Genomic DNA, 18,327 nt, shown 5'->3' on the forward strand with positions numbered 1-18,327 from the left:
GGTGCGCGCCCCGACCCCTGTCCTCGTCGGAGGAGACATCGGCGCGTACGCGCTCATGCGCGCCTTCCATGAGGCGTACGGGGTGCGGGGCGTCATCGTGTCGCGCGTCCACACGAGGGCCTTCGCCCACACGCGGATCGCCGACCAGGTGATCGCCAACGTCGACGACGCGGACGCGCTGATCGCCGCGCTCGAGTCGATCGCGGCGGAGCGGCCCGACGAGCGGCTCGTCCTGCTCACCAACGCGGACTGGTACGTCGAGACCCTCGCCGCCGCGCGCGAGCGCCTCGAGCCTCGCTACGAGATGCCGATGTGCACCGAGGAGCAGTTCGCGAGGGTGTCGGACAAGGCGCTGTTCCAGGCGGACTGCGAGGCGCTGGGCATCCCGGTGCCGCGCACGGTCGAGGTGTCCTTCAAGGACGGCGTCCCGTCGCCGAGCAGGGACCTGGGGCTCCTGACCTACCCCGTCATCGGCAAGCCCGCGTCGTCCGCGGAGTTCTACTACGTCGACTACCCGGGCAAGCTCAAGATCCACGACCTGGCGGACCGCGAGGGCGTGGACGACCTGCTCGAGCGCCTTCGCGCCGCGGGTTTCACGGGCACGTACCTCCTGCAGGAGTTCATCCCCGGGGACGAGACGCAGATGCGGTCCCTCACCGCGTATCGGGACGCGCGCGGCAAGGTGACGATGCTCGTCACGGGGCGCGTGCTCCTCGAGGAGCACACTCCCGGCACGCTCGGGGTGCCCGCGGCGATCCTCACCGAGCCCTACGCCGACGCGATGGACGCGATGAGCCGTTACCTGGACCGGGTCGACTACCGAGGCTTCGCGAACGCCGACTACAAGCGCGACGCGCGCACGGGCCGGCACGTGTTCTTCGAGGTCAACCCGCGCATCGGACGCAACAACTGGTACACGACCGCGTCCGGCGTGAACCCCGCCCACCACGTCATGGCCGACCTCGACGAGTCGCCGATCACGCCGGTCCACGGCGACGAGTCGGTGCTCTACTCGGTGGTGCACCTGACGCTCCTGCGCCGCTACCTCCCGGAGCGCGCGCTGCGACAGCGTGTGTCCCAGGTCGCGAAGCGCGGGATCGCGCGCCCGCTGCACAACCCCGAGGACCGGTCCTTCAAGCGCTGGGGCGTGATCACCGCCCTGACCTGGAACTACTGGCGCAAGTACCTCCAGTACTACCCGCGACCCACCGAGTCCGGGCACTGATCCGCGCCGTCCGGATCGCTAGGCTCGCGTGACATGACCCCGGAACTGGTGGGACGTCGCCCGACTCTCACACCCTCGGCGCTCGTCGATCAGCTCGTGCCGCCGCCCCACTTCGCGGACGCGGCCTTCGACACGTACCTGCCCGATCCCGACTATCCGAGCCAGGCGGCCGCGCGCGAAAGGACGCGCGACTTCGCGACGCGGTCCGTGCGCAGGGGCATCCCCGGGCTCAGGCCGACCAGCGGCGGTACGGGGCTGTATCTCGACGGCGGCTACGGCGTGGGCAAGACCCACCTGCTTGCCGCGGCAGCGCACGCGATCGGCGCGCGGGCGGCCTTCGGTACCTTCGTCGAGTACACGCATCTGGTGGGCGCGCTGGGGTTCGCGGCCGCGCGCGGGGAGCTGTCGCGCTTCGCGCTCGTGTGCATCGACGAGTTCGAGCTCGACGACCCGGGGGACACGCTCCTCATGGCGCGGCTCATGCGGGAGCTGACCGACGCGGGCGTCGCGGTCGCGGCGACCTCCAACACACTTCCCGACAGCCTGGGGGAGGGTCGGTTCGCGGCCGAGGACTTCCGGCGCGAGATCCAGGCCGTCGCGAGCCTGTTCACGGTCGTGACGATCGACGGCCCTGACTATCGGCACCGAGGCGATCTCCGCGCGCCGGAGCCCGCGGCGCCCGCGCTCGTGGAGAAGGTCGGAGGTGATCCCTCGGGGGCCGTCGAGGATTGGGCGGCCCTGGTCGACGACCTGTGGCACGTGCATCCGAGCCGCTACGGCGCCTATGTCGCGGGGATCGCGACGCTGGGCCTGCGGGACGTCGCGCCGCTCGCCGACCAGGCTCAGGCCCTTCGCGTGGTCGCGCTGGTCGACCGGCTCTACGACCGCGACGTGCGCATCGTCGCGTCCGGTGCGCCGCTGGACCAGGTGTTCCCTGAGGACATGCTTCGCGGCGGCTACCGCAAGAAGTACTTCCGGGCGCTGTCGCGGCTCACGGCGATGGCCGCGCGCGAGTGAGAGGTGACGCGGCGGCGGTCAGCTCAGCCCTGCCTTGACGTGTGAGGCGACCCGCGCGTAGATCTCGTCGACGCGCTCCGGGGTCACGGTGCGGCTGTGGTCGTATCCGTGCCCCGACTCGGGCACCTCGATGAGGTCGACGAGCCTTCCCGCGGCCGCCAGGACCCCCGCGTACTCCCGACCCTCGGGCTCCAGGGAGTCCCTCCCGCACAGGACGACGACGGCCTGCGGGACATCCAGCAGATCCCTCGCCTCGACCTTTCGGCCGGGCGAAACCCCGGGATCCGCGCGAAGCGAGGCGCTCGGCGCGTAGGCCGCGTCGAAGGCTCTCGCGAGAAACGGCGGAATCGCGCCCTTCGGATGGGGCTTGTTCCCGGGGTCGATGGTCAGATCTAGCGGCGGGTACTGCAGGACCTGAAGTCTCACGGGCGCGGGGCTGCCCGCGCGGCAGACCGCAGCGGCGAGATTGCCTCCAGCGCTTTGGCCACCGAGCGCGAGCCGGGAGCCGTCCCAGGGCCGAGACGGGCTCGCGGCCCAGCGGACCACGTCCTGGATCTGCTCGAACGCGATGGGGAACGGCTTCCTGGGAGCTACTGCGTAGTCCACCGAGACCACGGTCGCACGGCACGCGTGCGCGAGGAACCGGCACCAGCCGTCGTCCTGCTCGGGGTACGCGATCACAAAGCCCCCGCCGTGCAGGTTGACGTATACGGGCATCGGCTTCGAAACGGCCGTGGACGTGTAGATGAGGCAGCGGACGTCGCCCCGTCGGGTCGGCACCCGGACCTCGCTGACATCGATGGGCAACGTGGTGTGCGGTCCCCCGGGGGTGCCCGACCGCCGTGTGGACGTGACCGAGATCGCGCGAACGGCCAGACGGCCGACGAGTCCAGATCCAGGGCGCATGGGCGAGATCAGGCCGGCGGGACGACGAGCGCGACCGAGTCGGGTGCCAGGACGATGCCGGCGGCGGTGGTCGTGACCTCGCCGAACGTCGCGATCACCTCAGCGCCGGGGACGATGCTGGGTTCGGAGGACAGATTCGCGTGCACCGTCACGGGGCCGATCATGGTGACCACGCGCGGCGCGCGCTCGGACACGGAGACGGGGTGGACCGCCCACGCGCCGGGCTCGAGCGTGCGCGCTCTGGCGGCGATGACGGCCGCCGTCCAGTCCTCGATGCGCCGCCTGGCCTCAGCGGATGGCGGCGCGGCCCCGAGCTTCGATCCGACGAACGTGCCGCGGCTCTGCGGGTCTGGGACATCCGGCGCGCCCCCGTAGAGGTCGTCCCATCCGTGCCCCGCGAACTCGCTCATCCGTCCCTTCGACACGGCGGAGCCGAGGGGCTCGTCGTGGTCGGTGAAGAACATGAACGGCGTCGTCTCGCCGTACTCCTCGCCCATGAACAGCATCGGCGTGAAGGGGCTGAGCAGGATCAGTGCGAGAGAGGCAGCCTGGGCGCCCTCCGTGAGCCGCGCCGACGGCCTGTCGCCGAGCGCACGGTTGCCGATCTGGTCGTGGTTCGAGGCGAACACGACGAACCGCTGCCGATCCATGGCATCCGGCACGGGAGCGCCCCAGTCCTTGCCGCGGAAGGTCGAGTAGGAGCCGTCGTGCACGAAGACGCCACGGTAGGCCTTGTCGAGCGTCTCGACCGAGCCGAAGTCGCCGTAGTACCCGTGAGTCTCCTGGGTGAGGTACGCGTGGAGGGCGTGGTGGACGTCGTCCGCCCACTGCGCGGTCATCCCGAGACCTCCGTCGGCGGTGGGCGTGACCATGGAGGCCTGGTTGAGGTCGGACTCCGCGACGAGCGAGAGCGGCCGTCCGAGCTCGGAGGCGAGCTCGGCGACGGTGTCGGACATCTCGGCGAGCAGGTGTCGCGGCGAGTCGTCCTGGAGCGCGTGGACGGCGTCGAGGCGCAGGCAGTCGAGGTGGAAGTCGCGGAGCCATCTCACCGCGTTGTCGATCAGGAACGCGCGCATCTCGTGGGCCTGAGGCTGGTCGAGGTTGACCGCCCAGCCCCACGGCGTGTCGTGGGCATCGGTGAAGTAGGGACCGAACTGCGCCAGGTAGTTCCCATCGGGACCGAGGTGGTTGTAGACGACGTCAAGGCATACCCCGAGCCCTGCGACGTGCGCGCGGTCGACGAACCGCTGCAGCGCCTCCGGGCCGCCGTAGGCGTCGTGCACCGCGTAGAGCGCGACCCCGTCGTAGCCCCACCCGCGCTCGCCCGGGAAGGCCGCGACGGGCATGAGCTCGATCATCTCGATGCCGCGCGCGGCGAGGTCCTCGAGGCGTGAGGCATCGATCGCGTCGAGCGTGCCGCCCTCGGTGAACGTCCCGATGTGGAGCTCGTACGTGACGGCGCCGAGCGCGGTCAGCCCGGCCCACGAGTGGTCCCCCCACCGGTGCGCCGACGCGTCGAAGGCGCGAGAGAAGCCGTGGACGCCGTGGGGCTGCCACGCGCTACGCGGGTCGGGGAAGGGGCCGTTGCCATCGATGGCGAACGCGTAGTCGGTGCCGGGCACGAGGGTGGGGCCCGTCCACCAGCCGCCGTCCGCGCGCTCCATGGGCTCGATGAACGGATCCGTCGAGTCGGGGCGCAGGTGGACGTCCACGCGCGTCGCGTCGGGTGCCCAGACGCGGGCCCTCATTCGACACGCTCCAGCAGCGCGACGGGGTGGTGCTTGAGCATCGCCCCGAGCGGCACCATGCCGCCGTCGAACTCACCCTTGCCGATCACGTCGCGCCATCTGCCCTCGGGCAGCTGGACGGTGGCATCGGACCAGCCGCCGAGTCGCTCGAGCTCGAGCGCGACCCGCGTGGCCACGGTGACGACCTCGGCCCTCTCGCCGACGGTGCGGGCGAAGACGACCGCATGGCCCGACGACGAGGCGAGCGCCTGGTAACCGGAGGTCTCGCCCATGAAGGCCTCATGGTGCTCGCGGCGGGCGTGCAGTGCTCGGGTCGTGACGAGGAGCTTCTCCTCCCACAGGGTGCGGGGCTTGCCGCCCTTCTCGAGGTGCTTGAGCGACTCGTCGCGCGAGTCGTAGTCGACGGGACGGCGGTTGTCGGGGTCGACGAGCGAGGGGGAGACGCACTCGTTCCCCTGGTAGCAGTCCGGCACGCCCGGCATCGTGAGCTGGACGAGCTTGCTGGCGAGAATGGCGGCGCGCACGCCTTCGGCGGTGTCGTGGTGCCATTGGAGGACGATCTCGCGCACCGCGGGGTCCCCGTGAGTGGCCCGCGCGAAGCTCTGCACCGCGAACTCGTACTCCTCATCGATCTTGGTCCACGTCGTGTAGGTCTTCGCCTCGCGCATCGCCTTGGTGAGGTAGCCGGACAGCCGCTCCCACTCCATCATGCCGTCCTCGTCGGAGGTGCCGACGAGGGTCTGCCACCAGAGGTTCTCCATCCGGCCGTCGAGCTGGGACGGCATGAGCTCGGACGAGAGCGCATGAAGCCTGTTGATGAGCTCGTCCCAGTCCTCCGGGACCTCGCTGAGGACCCCGAGCCGCGCGCGGACGTCCTCCGAACGCTTCGTGTCGTGCGTGGTGAGCGAGGTCATGGCGTGCGGGAAGGTGTGCTGCTGCTCCCACGCCCACGCGTGGAAGCCTGCGGGGGGCAGCGCGAAGCGCACGGCGGGCGAGCCGACCTCGCACAGCGGGAGCAGATGCGTCCAGCGGTAGTAGGCGGTGTCCTCCACGCCCTTGGCCATGACCGCGCCGCACGCCTGCTGGAAGCGCGTGATGAGCTCGGCGCGGGTCGCTCCCTCGGTCTGGCCGGCGGAGCCGACCTCGCGGCCCTTGAGCAGGTCGACGACGACGTCGAGCGTCTCGTAGCGCTCGGGATCCAGCAGCTCCCGTGCCTTGTGGGCGGCCTCGTCGATCGCGTCGAGCGACATGGGCTTGGGAGGCGTGCCAGGCACGACGTAGGCGCGGTAGCGGTTGAACGCCACCAGGAGGCGGCGGATCGAGTCGTAGAGCGCGCGCCACGTGTGGTCGCGCAGGCGGACGTCGGAGACGCAGATCTGGTGGGCGAGGTTGGCGAGCCGGTGGACCTCGCTCGACAGCGACTCCTTGACGATCTCCCGCTTCGCGTCCTGGATGAGCGTGGGCAGCGACCCGAGCGCGTCTCCGGTGAGCCGGTAGAGCGTGCCCGCGAGGGGAGCGGCGCCCGCGGGGTCGCGAAGCAGCGCTCCGACGCGCCATCCGGCGTCGTATCCCGTGGTGCCCGCGGTCTTCCAGGCGGTGGGGAGCTGCTCGTCGTCCTCGAGGATCTTCTCGACGACGATCCAGGCGCCGTCGGTCGCCTCGGAGAGCCGCTCGATGTAGCCGGCGGGGTCGGCGAGGCCGTCGGGATGGTCGATGCGCAGTCCTTCGAGGGTGCCGTCCTTGACCAGGTCGACGATGACGCGGTGGGTCTGGTCGAAGACGTCGGGGTCCTCGACACGCACCGCGACGAGGGAGCCGACGTCGAAGAAGCGCCGGTAGTTGAGCTCCTCGTTGCCGACGCGCCAGTAGGCCAGGCGGTAGTGCTGCTCGTCGACGAGCGTGGCCATCGGCAGGTTCTCTGTGCCTTCCTTCACGGGGAACACATGCTCGTAGTAGCGCAGCACGGGAACCTCGCCCGCGTCCTCGAGACCGGGGACCACCATGCGGTCCAGCTGGAGCTCGTCGCCCGCGAGGAGCGAGCCGAGGCGCTGGCCGAGCACGGGCATCAGCACGGGGTCCCCGCTGGACCAGTCGACGTCGAACCAGTGGGCGTAGGGCGAATCCGCGCCCTCGGCGAGCACGGACCACAGCGCGCGGTTGTGGTAGGCGGGAGTGGGCACCGCCATGTGGTTGGGCACGAGATCCGCGACGAGGCCGATGCCGCGCTCGCCTGCCTTCCAGGCGAGATCCCGCAGCGCCTCCTCGCCGCCGAGCGCCTCCGAGATTCTCGAGTGGTCGACGACGTCGTAGAAGTGCGTCGACCCCGGCGCGGCGGTGAGGATGGGGGAGAGGTACAGGTGGGAGACCCCGAGCCGTTCGAAGTAGTCGAGTCGCTCCGCCGCGTCCGCGAACGTGAAGTCCTGCGTCAGCTGAAGGCGGTAGGTCGAAGTGGGAACCGGCGCATCAGGCCGGTGTCCGAGCCGCTTGGCGCGTTCATGCGGTCCGTCTGCCATGGAGGTGACTCCCCTCGTCGGTGTCCGGCTTCAATCATGTCAGAACCCGGTCACGGGAGTGTTAATTCCCTGGCAAAGCAAGGTAAAGCATCGTCCGCTCGATCGATGGCCGCATGGCTCGGCCAGGCCGGGCCGGGCCGTGAGGCGCCTGGACCCGGGGCCGCCCGAGCGGGGCGGCCCCGTCAGGTCACGCGTCGATCGACTCGCGCGCGGTCACCGTGACCTGGACCTCGATGTTGCCGCGCACAGCGTTCGAGTACGGGCACATCGTGTCGGCCTTCGCGGCGATCTCCTCGGCGGTCGCCTGGTCGATGCCGAACGCCTCGACCTCGAGAGTGACCGCGAGAGCGAACTCGTGCATCGACACCGGCCCGATGCCGACCTTGGCGGTGACGTGCGAGCCCTCGAGCTTGATCTTCATCATCTTCGCCGCGCTCTGGAAGGCCGAGTTGAAGCATGCGGAGTAGCCGGAGGCGAACAGCAGCTCAGGGTTCGCCTTCTTGGGCGTCATGAGCGGGTTCGGGATGACGAGATCGAGGTCGATGAGGCCGTCGGACGATGCGACGTGGCCCTTGCGGCCGTCTCCCGTGGCCTTGGCGGTGGCGGTGTAGAAGACCTTGGGCTTCGCGGTCATGAGTGCTCCTTAGCGCGGTGCGCGGTGGAGCGAGATGCTCCGGGGGCCGCGAACCTTTCGTGATCCAATGTAGACGAACTAGTATGTCTACGTCTACGAGAGGCACAATGTTCCCGTGTCGAGACCGACGCGCGGGTGAGGAGGAGCGATGACCGAGGTGCTGCAGGCGCGGCCCGAGAGCCCGGTGCGGCAGCGCATCCTCGAGGCGGCGACGAGGATGTTCCGCGAGCAGGGGATCCGTGCGGTCAGCGCCGATCGCATCCTCGCCGAGGCCGGCTGCGCGAAGGTCACGTTCTACCGGCACTTCCCGACCAAGGACGACCTGGTGGTCGCCTACCTCGAGGCGGAGCTGGAAGGCGCGCGACGCATCGTCCAGGCAGCAGGGTCCCTGCCCGAGGGAGAGCGGATGGGCGCGCTCGCGCGCGCGATCGGCGACGAGATGTGCGCGCCCGGCTTCCGGGGATGCCCTTTCATCAACGCCGCGGCGGAATATGCAGACCCTGACCATCCCGTGCGGGAGGTCGTGTCACGCTTCCGTGGGTGGCTCGCGGAGGAGATCGCCGACCGCCTCGAGGCCGTCGGGGTCGCGCAGGCGCGCGACCGCGCCGACGAGATCATGATGCTCCGCGACGGAGCGATGGTAGCCGGCTACCTCTCGGGCGACCCCGAGTCGGTGACGGCCGCGCTGCGGCGCGCGGTCGGCGCGATCGTCGACAGCTCCGACTGATCCTCCCGCGCCCAGCCCTGTCGGCAGGCAGGGGCACCAGGACCTCCGTCTCAGGTGACGCGGCGGCCGCAGGACGATGCTCGAAGTGCGTTCCTTCTCTTCGGGGGGCGGGCGCGCGGGACCTCGGTCCCGGCGGATCGGTCGAAGAGTTTGAAACGATTCACTTAGCGGGCGAGGCCCGTCAACATCCCTCGGGCCACGCGGCCCACGACTGGAGGTGCAACGTGGCACAGCGCATGATCTGGAACCAGACGGCCTACTTCGGGGCCGGCTCGATCTCCGTGATCCCCGACGAGATCAAGGGCCGCGGCTTCGCCAAGGCCTTCGTGGTCTCCGACAAGGTCCTCGTCGACACCGGCGTGACGGGCAAGGTCACCGACCTGCTCGAGCAGGCCGGCATCGACTTCGAGGTCTACAGCAACGTCGTCCCCAACCCGCCCATCGAGAACGTCCTCGCCGGCGTCGACGCGTTCAAGGCGTCCGGGGCCGACGTCCTCATCGGCATCGGCGGCGGCTCGCCCCAGGACACCTGCAAGGCGATCGGCATCATCGTCGCGAACCCCGAGTTCTCCGACGTGCGCTCGCTCGAGGGCGTGGCGCCCACCAAGAACCCTTGCGTCCCGATCATCGCCGTGCCCACCACTGCTGGCACCGCCTCGGAGACGACCATCAACTACGTCATCACCGACGTCCAGAACCGCCGCAAGTTCGTGTGCGTCGACCCCCACGACATCCCCGTGCTCGCGGTCGTCGACTCCGAGATGATGGCCACCGCGCCGCGCAGCCTCAAGGTCGCGACCGGCCTCGACGCCCTCACGCACGCGATCGAGGGCTACACCACGGCCGGCGCCTGGGAGCTGTCCGACCTCTTCCACCTCAAGGCCATCCAGGTCATCGCGAGCGCCCTCAAGGACGCCGCCGACGGCGACGAGAAGGCGATGGAGCGCATGGCGCTCGCCCAGTACATCGCGGGCATGGGCTACTCCAACGTCGGCCTGGGCCTCGTGCACGGCATGGCGCACCCGCTCGGCGCGTTCTTCGAGGCGCCCCACGGCGTCGCCAACGGCATCCTGCTCGCGCCTGTCATGGCCTACAACGCGCCGAACTCCGGCGAGAAGTACCGCGACATCGCCGAGGCCTTCGGCGTCGCGGACGCGCAGACCATGCCGCTCGAGGACGCCCGCAAGGCGGCCGTCGACGCGGTCGCTAAGCTGACGACCGACCTGGGCAACCCGACGACGATCACCGCGGTCGGCGCCACGCCTGAGGACGTGCAGCCCCTCGCGGAGGCCGCCTTCGCCGACGTGTGCACGGGCGGTAACCCGCGCACGGCCACGGTTGAGGACATCGCCGCTCTGTACGGTTCGCTGCTCGGCTGAGCGACAACGAACAAGGCGGCCGGCACCTGAGGGTGCCGGCCGCCTTGTGTTGTGTGAGACGGCGTCCGCGCCGGGTGGTTGGAGTGGGACCTGGCGCGGACGCAGGCTTCAGAGCCCGAGCGCCTCGCGGACGTCGGGGTCGACCTTGGCCAGGGCGGCGTCGCGCGCGGGGCCTGCCTCGTCCTGGGACAGGACGGCCTGTGCGATGGCCTCGCACTGTGCCTGGGTATGGTGGCGGATCGCGTAGCGCACCGCGGGCAGCGCGCCGGGCGACATGGACAGCGATGTGATGCCCAGCCCGGTGAGCACGAGTGCCATGAGCGGATCGGAGGCGGACTCGCCGCACACGCCGACGGGCTTGCCCAGCTTGAGGCCGGCCTGCGCGGTGGCGCGCACGAGCTCGAGCACGGCGGGCTGCCAGGGCGAGAGCAGGTCGGCGAGCTCGCCCCGGAGGCGGTCGGTGGCCATCGTGTACTGGGCCAGGTCGTTCGTGCCGAGCGAGACGAAGTCGACCTCGTTCAGGATCGCCTCGGCGCGTAGCGCGGCGGCGGGGACCTCGACCATGACGCCGACCTTGCCGATGCCTGCGGCGCGGGCGCGGGAGGCGAAGTCGCGGGCCTCGGAGGGGGTCGCGATCATGGGGGCCATCGCCCACACGGTCTCGTCCGCGACGGTGCCCAGCGCGGTCACCTGCGTGTCGATGAGCTCGGGCAGGGTGCGGGCCAGGCGGAAGCCGCGCACGCCGAGTGCGGGATTCTCCTCGTCTGTCTGCGTGGCGAAGGCCAGGGGCTTGTCTGCTCCTGCGTCGATCGTGCGGACCACGAGCTTGCGGCCGGCGAGCGCGTCGATCGCTTCCTTGTAGGTGGCGGCCTGGCCTTCGGCGGTGGGTGCTTCAGTGGCGTCGAGGAACAGCACCTCGGTGCGGAACAGGCCCACGCCCTCGGCGTGGGCGGCGACGGCTCGCACGGCGTCGGCGGGGGTGCCGATGTTGGCGAGCAGCTGGATCGCGTGTCCGTCGCTGGTGGCGCCGGGTGCGGTGTCGGCCGCGAGGGCGGCCTCGGCCTCGGCGCGCGCGGCGTACGCGTCCTGCAGGGCGGCGTCGGGGTCGATGGTGACGATGCCGGAGGCGGCATCGACCGCCACCAGCGAGCCCTCGGGCACGCCCAGGATGCCGGTCACGCGCACCAGGCAGGGGATGCCGAGCTGGCCGGCGATGATCGCCGTGTGCCCGGTCGGCCCGCCCAGCTCGGTGACGATGCCGGCCACGAGGTCCAGGTCGAGCGTCGCGGTGTCGGCGGGGGAGAGGTCCTCGGCGGCGACGATCGAGCGCTCGGTCAGCGTCAGCCCGGGCTCGTCGGCGCCCAGCAGGCGGGCGACCACGCGGTCGCGCACGGAGTTGAGGTCGGTGACGCGCTCGGCGAGATACCCGCCTGCGGCCTCGAACATCGCGGCGAAGCCCGCGACGGCCTCGGTCACGGCCGTGGCCGGTCCCGTGCCGGCGCTGATGCGGTTCTTCACGTCGCCGTGCAGGGAGATGTCGGAGGCCATGAGCGCGGTGGCCTGGAGGACCTCGGCCAGATTGCCGGAGGCGGCGTCGGCGCGCGCCTGAAGCGACGCGGCGACGGCATCGAAGGCGTCCTGCGTCGCACTCAGCGTCGCGTCGACGTCGGCGGGAGCCGCCTCGTTGGCGGGGGCCTTGGGGGCCGCGTGGACGAACGCGACCGGCGCGACGGCGCAGGATCGGCCGACGCCGATCCCCGTCAGCGTCGCCGAGGAGGTCTCGACGCTCATGCGGAGACCGCGTCCAGGTCCGACTCGAGCATCGTCACGAGCTCGTCAAGGATCGACTCCGAGCCCTCGTCTCCCGTGAGGGTCACCGCGTCGCCGCAGCTCAGCCCCGCGCCCATGAGGCCCAGGATGCTGGAGGCGTCGATCGGAGCGGCGCCGTCCTTCGCGATCGTGATCGCGTGACCCGACGCGCCGGCCATCTTGGCGAACGTCGCGGCCGGACGCGCGTGCAGTCCGGTCTTGTTGAAAACAGTGGTGGTGCGCTGCGGCATGACATGTGCCCTTTCTCGAGCTCCGTTGCTGGAAGCGGACTTGCCCGGGAAGCAAAAAAGACCCGGAGCGGCTGGTGAGCCACATCCAGGTCTTGCCCGTGAGAACCGGTAACAATCCGTCAATGAACGGGACACTACCTCGCTGAGAGATGAAGCGCAACCACGTGTCGCGTCGGTCACGTGTCTCGCGCGCGCGAGATGTGACGAACCGGTTCGGAGGCGACATGCCAGCGATGTCGAGAACTGCTTGCGTTGCTGTTCGACGGGTGTTATCTTCGCTTCAATCGCGGAATGGCCCGCGATCGAACACACGGGATTGTGACTGCTTCAGGCAAGACCCGGGTCTCGAAGGACGAGCAGCCCTCGGCTGCTGCGAAGCGTCCCTTCTCGAGGTCCGGGTCTTTTTTCGTCTGAGGGGGTCCTCGGTCTCGGCAGATGATTCAAGGAGGAATCATGGCAGCTCCGACCAAGTTCGACACGATCGCTCACGCGGTCGTCGAGGCAGTTGGCGGGAAGGACAACATCAATTCGGCGACGCACTGCGCGACCCGTCTCCGCCTCACCCTCAAGGACCGCGACAAGGCCGACAAGGCCAAGGTCGAGTCGACGAAGGGCGTCATCACCGTCGTCGAGTCCGGCGGTCAGTTCCAGATCGTCATCGGCAACGACGTCTCGAGGGTCTTCGAGAGCGTGGTCGCGAACGAGGGCGTGTCAGGTGAGGGCGGCAACGCCTCCGGTGGCATCGGGGCGAGGCTCATCGACCTGGTGACCTCGATCTTCACCCCCTTCCTGTGGGTGCTCGCCGGCACCGGTCTGCTCAAGGCGTTCCTCGCGACCGCGGTGGCCTTCAACGGCGACATCGCGACGACGAACACCTACGCGATCTTCTACGCCGCGGCCGATGCCACCTTCCAGTTCCTGCCGATCTTCCTCGCCGTCACCGCGGCGAAGAAGTTCAAGGCGAACCAGTGGGTCTCGATCGCGATCGCCGGAGCGCTGATCTACTCGCAGACCGTTGCGCTCGACGCCTTGGGCGGAGTGACGCTCTACGCGTGGGCCGGTGCGGGGGAGTCGCTCGACTTCTTCGGCATCCCGGTCATCATGCCTGCGTACCTGTCGGCGGTCATCCCCGTGATCCTCGCCGTGTACGTCCAGTCGAAGTTCGAGATCGTGCTGGACAAGGTCCTGCACTCGTCGATCCGCAACTTCGTGAGCCCGATGGTCACCGTCGGAGTCATCGTGCCCGCGACCTTCATCGTCATCGGCCCGATCTCCGACTGGCTCGGCACGATGCTCTCGGAGGGCGTCAACTGGGTCTGGGGCCTCAGCCCGCTCGTCGGTGGCGCGATCCTCGGTGGCCTGTGGCAGGTCTTCGTGATCTTTGGCCTGCACTGGGGCTTCGTGCCCTTCATGGTCCAGGACCTGTCCACGCAGGGCTACTCGCTCCTCACCGGCCCGCTGTTTGCTGCGGTGCTCGCCCAGGGTGCCGCGGCCGCCGCGGTGTTCATCAAGACCAAGAACAAGGACCTCAAGGGTGTCGCCGGTCCGGCCGCGATCTCGGGCATCATCGCCGGTATCACCGAGCCCGCCATCTACGGTGTGACCCTGCGTCTCAAGAAGCCGTTCATCTACGGTGTCATCGGTGGCGCCATCGGTGGTGCGATCGCCGCATCCGGCGGCTCGGCTGCCGAGGGCTTCGTGCTCCCGGGTCTCATCACCCTCACCGCCGCGATCAACATCGGAAACTTCACGCTGCAGCTCATCGGTACCGGTCTCGCCATGGTGATCGCCTTCACGTTGACCCTGGTGCTCGGATTCAAGGACATTCCCGAGGAGGAGGAGGCCGTCGGTGACGAGGCCTTCGACGAGCTCGATGTCGAGGTCGGCGCTCCCGTGGAGGGCACCGTCATCCCGCTGGCCGAGGTCGCCGACCCGGCGTTCGCCTCGGGTGCGCTCGGTCACGGCGCCGGCATCATGCCGACGAGCGGCACGATCGTCGCCCCGGTCGATGGCGAGGTCATCACCGCGATGCCCCACGCGTACGGCATCCGCACCAAGGGCGGTCTCGAGGTGCTGGTGCACATCGGGATCGACACTGTGAAGCTCGAGGGCAAGCACTTCGAGCCCAAGGTGAAGCAGGGTGACCACGTGTCCCGCGGCGACGTGCTCTGCGAGGCGGACATCGCGGCCCTCGGGGCAGCCAACTTCGACACGACGACGCTCGTCATCGTGACCAACACGAAGGAAGGCAACCACGTGACGATGTCGACGGACGCCAAGGTCGGCGGAGCGGACTACCTGCTCACCGTCGTCCGGTGATGTGACGGAAGGGGTTCGCGCCGAGAGCTCGGCGCGAACCCCGACCCACGTCCGTCGAATTCGTCAGGAGGCTCGGTATGGTCGGAAGCAAGGGCAGCGTCGCCCTGGCTGAGGGAGCGTGTGCATTGCGTGTCGCGAAGGTGTTCAACAACTCGGTGGTGCTCGGCGTGGACGAGCAGGGAGGCGAGGTCGTGCTCTTCGGGCGCGGCGTCGGCTTCCAGGCCAAGCGGGGGGACACCGTCGACGAGTCCATCGTGGAACGACGATTCGTGCCGGGTGCGAACGCCTCAGCGGAGCGGATCGCCGCGCTCATCGAGGAGATCCCCTCGGACGACCTCGACCTGTCCGAGCGCATCGTGGCCGCGGGCCGTGTGGCGCTTGGTGAGCACGTGACCGACCACGTCCTGGTTCCCCTCGCGGACCACATCAGCTTCGCGCTGCGACGGGCGCGTGAGAACGTGCCCGTAATCGACTACCCGCTGCGGTACGAGGTCGAGTCCCTCTATCCGGAGGAGCTCGCCTTCGCCCGCGATGCGCTGGGGATGATCGAGCAGGCGAGCGGGGTCCGGCTTCCGGACGTCGAGGCGGTGCCGCTCGCGCTGCACTTCGTGAACGCGCAGTTCGGCTCGCGGGACATCTCCACGACGATGAACATGACGACCGAGCTGGCTCATCTGCTCGACATCATCCGCGAGGAGTACAGCGCGGACATCGACGAGGACTCGACCGCCGTCGCGCGCTTCGTCACCCACCTGAGGTACCTCTACGTGCGCGGCCGCACGGGCATCAAGCGTGACCTGGAGACGCCCCCGCTCGCGGCGGCGATCAAGGCCACGCAGCCCCGTGAGCACGCGACTGCGTTGAGGATGGCCGAGTACCTGGCGGAGCGTTACGGCTGGGATGTCGGTGAGGGCGAGACCCTGTACCTCTCGATCCACGTGATGCGCCTGACGGCCGGCCTGAGCGTCGGCTCGGAGGGTGCGTGATGGACGCCGAGAGCGCGCTGCTCGCGGCGTCGGTCATCTCGCTCGCGGGAGGCGTCGAGAACATCGCCGCCGTCGAGCGCTGCATGGTGCGGCTCCGCCTCGTGCTCGCGGACCCCGAGGCCTCGGACGTGGAGGCGATCGGAGCCCTTCCTGGGGTCGCGCTCGCGATGCACCTCACCGGACAGCTCCAGATCGCGCCCCTGTCCCACCTCGACGACCTCTACGCGACGGTCACCCGCATCGTCGCCACGTCACGCGCCTGAGACGGCGCGTCCAGACCACCTCGGTGCGCGCCGCGCGCGCACCGGCAACCGCAGACAGAAGGAACAGCCATGACTGACAACGCCACGTACTTCCCGCAGGGCTTCCTCTGGGGCGGCGCTACCGCCGCCAACCAGATCGAGGGCGCCTACGCCGAGGGCGGCAAGGGCCTCTCCATTCAGGATGTGACGCCGAAGGGCATCATGTTCGACCGGATCGAGGGTCCCACGGAGGACAACCTCAAGCTCGAGGCGATCGACTTCTACCACCGTTACGCCGAGGACATCGCGCTGTTCGCGCAGATGGGCTTCAAGGTCTTCCGCTTCTCGATCGCGTGGTCCCGCATCTTCCCGCTGGGCGATGAGGAGACCCCGAACGAGGAGGGTCTGGCGTTCTACGACCGTGTGCTCGACGAGCTCGAGAAGTACGGCATCGAGCCGCTGATCACGCTGTCGCACTACGAGACGCCGCTGCACCTGGCGGAGAAGTACGACGGCTGGGTCAACCGCGACCTGATCGGTTTCTACGAGCGCTACGCGCGCACGTGCTTCGAGCGCTACGGCTCGCGCGTGAAGTACTGGCTGACGTTCAACGAGATCAACTCGGTGCTGCACATCCCGTTCGGCTCGGGCGGCATCAACACGCCTAAGGAGCAGCTGTCGGAGCAGGACCTCTACCAGGCCATCCACCACGAGCTGGTCGCCTCGGCTCGCGTCACGAAGATCGCGCACGAGCTCAACCCCGAGATGAAGATCGGCTGCATGGTCATCTCGATGCCGATCTACCCGCTGACGCCGAACCCGGACGACGCGGTCGCGGTCATGAATGCCGATCACGCGAACCTGATGTTCTCCGACGTGCACACGCGCGGCTACTACCCGGGCTACGCCAAGCGCTTCTTCCGCGAGAAGGGCGTCGAGCTGACCATCACCGATCAGGACGTCGAGGACCTCAAGAACACCGTCGACTTCGTGTCCTTCTCGTACTACATGTCGATCTGCGAGTCCGCGGACCCGGCGGTCAAGGCCGACGGCGCGGGCAACATCATGGGCGGCGTGCCGAACCCCACCCTCGAGGCATCCGAGTGGGGCTGGCAGATCGACCCGCAGGGCCTGCGCATCGTCCTGAACCAGTTCTGGGACCGCTGGCAGAAGCCGTTGTTCATCGTGGAGAACGGTCTGGGCGCGAAGGACCAGCTGGTCGAGGTCGACGGGGTCAAGACCGTGGACGACGGCTACCGCATCGACTACCTCAACGCGCACCTGGTGCAGGTGGGCGAGGCGCTCGCCGACGGTGTTGAGCTGTGGGGCTACACGACCTGGGGTCCGATCGACCTCGTGTCCGCGTCGACCGCGCAGCTGTCCAAGCGGTACGGCTTCATCTACGTGGACCGCAACGACGACGGCACGGGCACGCTCGACCGCTACAAGAAGAAGTCCTTCGACTGGTACGCCGAGGTCATCCGCACCAACGGCGCCTCGCTGCAGGCCTGACGCCGCCGCTGACCGTCCCGGGCCGCGCATCTCCCCGAGGCCCGGGACGGACGCGGCAGGATGTCCTCATGAGACTCGCACTGCTCGGCTCCGGCATGATCGTCCGGGACCTGCTCGAGGCTGTGGGAGACGTGTCGGGGCTTGACGTCGTCGCGATCCAGGGTCGCGCATCGTCCCTGGCCAGGCTCGAGGCGATCGCCTCCGAGCACGGCATCCCGAAGGTCTTCACCGACCTCGACGACTGCCTGGCCGACCCGGAGATCGACACGGTCTACGTCGGTCTCCCCAACGACCTGCACCACGGGGCGGCGCGCGCGGCGCTGCTCGCAGGAAAGCACGTCGTGTGCGAGAAGCCCTTCACCAGCACGCTCGACGAGCTCGACGAGCTCGCCACTCTCGCCCGTGAGCGGGGCCTCGTGCTCGTCGAGGCGATCACCACGATCCACCACACGGCCTTCAAGGAGATCGAGCGGCGCCTGCCCGAGCTCGGACGGATCCGGCTCGTCGAGTGCGTGTACTCGCAGCGCTCCTCAAGGTACGACGCGTTCCTGGCCGGGGACGTGCACCCCGCGTTCGACCCCGCGCGGGGCGGGGGAGCACTGCGCGATCTGGGCATCTACGGGATCCACCTCGCGGTCGCGCTGCTGGGCGCGCCGTCCGCGGTGTCGTACCACCCCACGGTCGAGCGCGGCGTCGACACCTCGGGCGTCCTGGTGCTCGGCTACGCCGACGCCCAGGCCGTCATCGTGTGCGCGAAGGACTCGCACGCCTCGTCCCATGCCACGGTGCAGGGTGACGTCGCGACGGTCGAGATGGCGGGCGCGCCGAACACGTGCGGACCGCTCGCGGTCACCACGCGCGCGGGGACGACGCCGGTGCCTCTCGACCTGCCCGCGCACCGGATGACCGACGAGTTCCGCGAGTTCGTGCGGATCGTCGCCGAGCGCGACCTGGAGGTGCGCGACCGGCTGCTCGCGCACAGCAGGGCGGTGCTTGAGACGATGCAGCGCGCCGCCGCCAGCGCCGGCCCCGGAACCGGCAGCACGTCGCGATAGGGTC

At 69.4% G+C, this 18,327-nt stretch carries 15 protein-coding genes; 9 read left to right on the plus strand and 6 right to left on the minus strand.

What is annotated here, in order from left to right:
• The first annotated feature begins 1 nt into the window (after position 1).
• Positions 2–1,225: a carboxylate--amine ligase gene (locus AOP78_RS05205; RefSeq protein ID WP_236685299.1), complete on the plus strand. Its 1,224-nt coding sequence runs from the start codon at positions 2–4 to the stop codon at positions 1,223–1,225.
• A gap of 33 nt (positions 1,226–1,258) precedes the next feature.
• Complete coding sequence (gene zapE / locus AOP78_RS05210) at positions 1,259–2,242, plus strand: cell division protein ZapE (RefSeq protein WP_062202160.1); 984 nt, start codon at positions 1,259–1,261, stop codon at positions 2,240–2,242.
• 18 nt (positions 2,243–2,260) lie between these two features.
• Here the strand turns inward: zapE and AOP78_RS05215 are convergent, their stop codons facing one another.
• From AOP78_RS05215 to AOP78_RS05230, 4 genes are all read right to left on the minus strand, one after another.
• Positions 2,261–3,148 carry an alpha/beta hydrolase gene (locus AOP78_RS05215; protein ID WP_083979846.1) on the minus strand — a complete coding sequence of 296 codons (888 nt, stop codon included), beginning with the start codon at positions 3,146–3,148 and terminating at the stop codon, positions 2,261–2,263.
• Positions 3,149–3,156: 8 nt separating this feature from the next.
• The gene (gene treZ, locus AOP78_RS05220) at positions 3,157–4,896 is read right to left on the minus strand and encodes a malto-oligosyltrehalose trehalohydrolase (protein ID WP_083979847.1); all 1,740 of its coding nucleotides are present in this window, start codon (positions 4,894–4,896) and stop codon (positions 3,157–3,159) included.
• Positions 4,893–7,409 carry a malto-oligosyltrehalose synthase gene (gene treY / locus AOP78_RS05225; protein WP_062202163.1) on the minus strand — a complete coding sequence of 839 codons (2,517 nt, stop codon included), beginning with the start codon at positions 7,407–7,409 and terminating at the stop codon, positions 4,893–4,895. The genes treZ and treY overlap by 4 nt, the downstream gene beginning before the upstream one ends.
• A gap of 187 nt (positions 7,410–7,596) precedes the next feature.
• Positions 7,597–8,043, minus strand: coding sequence for an organic hydroperoxide resistance protein (locus AOP78_RS05230; RefSeq protein WP_062202164.1), 447 nt, complete (start codon positions 8,041–8,043; stop codon positions 7,597–7,599).
• Positions 8,044–8,191: 148 nt separating this feature from the next.
• Between AOP78_RS05230 and AOP78_RS05235 the strand changes: the two genes are divergently transcribed.
• Complete coding sequence (locus AOP78_RS05235) at positions 8,192–8,770, plus strand: TetR/AcrR family transcriptional regulator (protein WP_062202165.1); 579 nt, start codon at positions 8,192–8,194, stop codon at positions 8,768–8,770.
• A 224-nt stretch (positions 8,771–8,994) separates the two neighbouring features.
• Positions 8,995–10,149 carry a lactaldehyde reductase gene (fucO, locus tag AOP78_RS05240; protein ID WP_152659411.1) on the plus strand — a complete coding sequence of 385 codons (1,155 nt, stop codon included), beginning with the start codon at positions 8,995–8,997 and terminating at the stop codon, positions 10,147–10,149.
• Positions 10,150–10,257: 108 nt separating this feature from the next.
• On the opposite strand, the gene ptsP is transcribed toward fucO, so the two are convergent.
• Together ptsP and AOP78_RS05250 are read right to left on the minus strand one after the other, a co-directional pair.
• The gene (ptsP, locus tag AOP78_RS05245) at positions 10,258–11,940 is read right to left on the minus strand and encodes a phosphoenolpyruvate--protein phosphotransferase (protein ID WP_062202167.1); all 1,683 of its coding nucleotides are present in this window, start codon (positions 11,938–11,940) and stop codon (positions 10,258–10,260) included.
• The gene (locus AOP78_RS05250) at positions 11,937–12,209 is read right to left on the minus strand and encodes an HPr family phosphocarrier protein (protein WP_062202168.1); all 273 of its coding nucleotides are present in this window, start codon (positions 12,207–12,209) and stop codon (positions 11,937–11,939) included. The genes ptsP and AOP78_RS05250 overlap by 4 nt, the downstream gene beginning before the upstream one ends.
• A gap of 453 nt (positions 12,210–12,662) precedes the next feature.
• Here AOP78_RS05250 and AOP78_RS05255 point away from each other — a divergent pair, with 453 nt between their 5' ends.
• From AOP78_RS05255 to AOP78_RS05275, 5 genes are all read left to right on the plus strand, one after another.
• The gene (locus AOP78_RS05255) at positions 12,663–14,528 is read left to right on the plus strand and encodes a beta-glucoside-specific PTS transporter subunit IIABC (protein ID WP_062202169.1); all 1,866 of its coding nucleotides are present in this window, start codon (positions 12,663–12,665) and stop codon (positions 14,526–14,528) included.
• 77 nt (positions 14,529–14,605) lie between these two features.
• Positions 14,606–15,514 carry a PRD domain-containing protein gene (locus tag AOP78_RS05260; protein WP_062202170.1) on the plus strand — a complete coding sequence of 303 codons (909 nt, stop codon included), beginning with the start codon at positions 14,606–14,608 and terminating at the stop codon, positions 15,512–15,514.
• Entirely contained in the window at positions 15,514–15,777 is a 264-nt protein-coding gene (locus tag AOP78_RS05265) for a PTS transporter subunit EIIB (protein ID WP_062202171.1), read from the plus strand. The genes AOP78_RS05260 and AOP78_RS05265 overlap by 1 nt, the downstream gene beginning before the upstream one ends.
• Positions 15,778–15,846: 69 nt before the next feature.
• Complete coding sequence (locus AOP78_RS05270; protein WP_062202172.1) at positions 15,847–17,268, plus strand: glycoside hydrolase family 1 protein; 1,422 nt, start codon at positions 15,847–15,849, stop codon at positions 17,266–17,268.
• Positions 17,269–17,336: 68 nt separating this feature from the next.
• Positions 17,337–18,323, plus strand: coding sequence for a Gfo/Idh/MocA family protein (locus tag AOP78_RS05275; protein WP_062202173.1), 987 nt, complete (start codon positions 17,337–17,339; stop codon positions 18,321–18,323).
• Positions 18,324–18,327 lie beyond the last annotated feature (4 nt).

The sequence above is a fragment of the Demequina salsinemoris genome, assembly GCF_000974805.1.
Lineage (GTDB): Bacteria > Actinomycetota > Actinomycetes > Actinomycetales > Demequinaceae > Demequina > Demequina salsinemoris.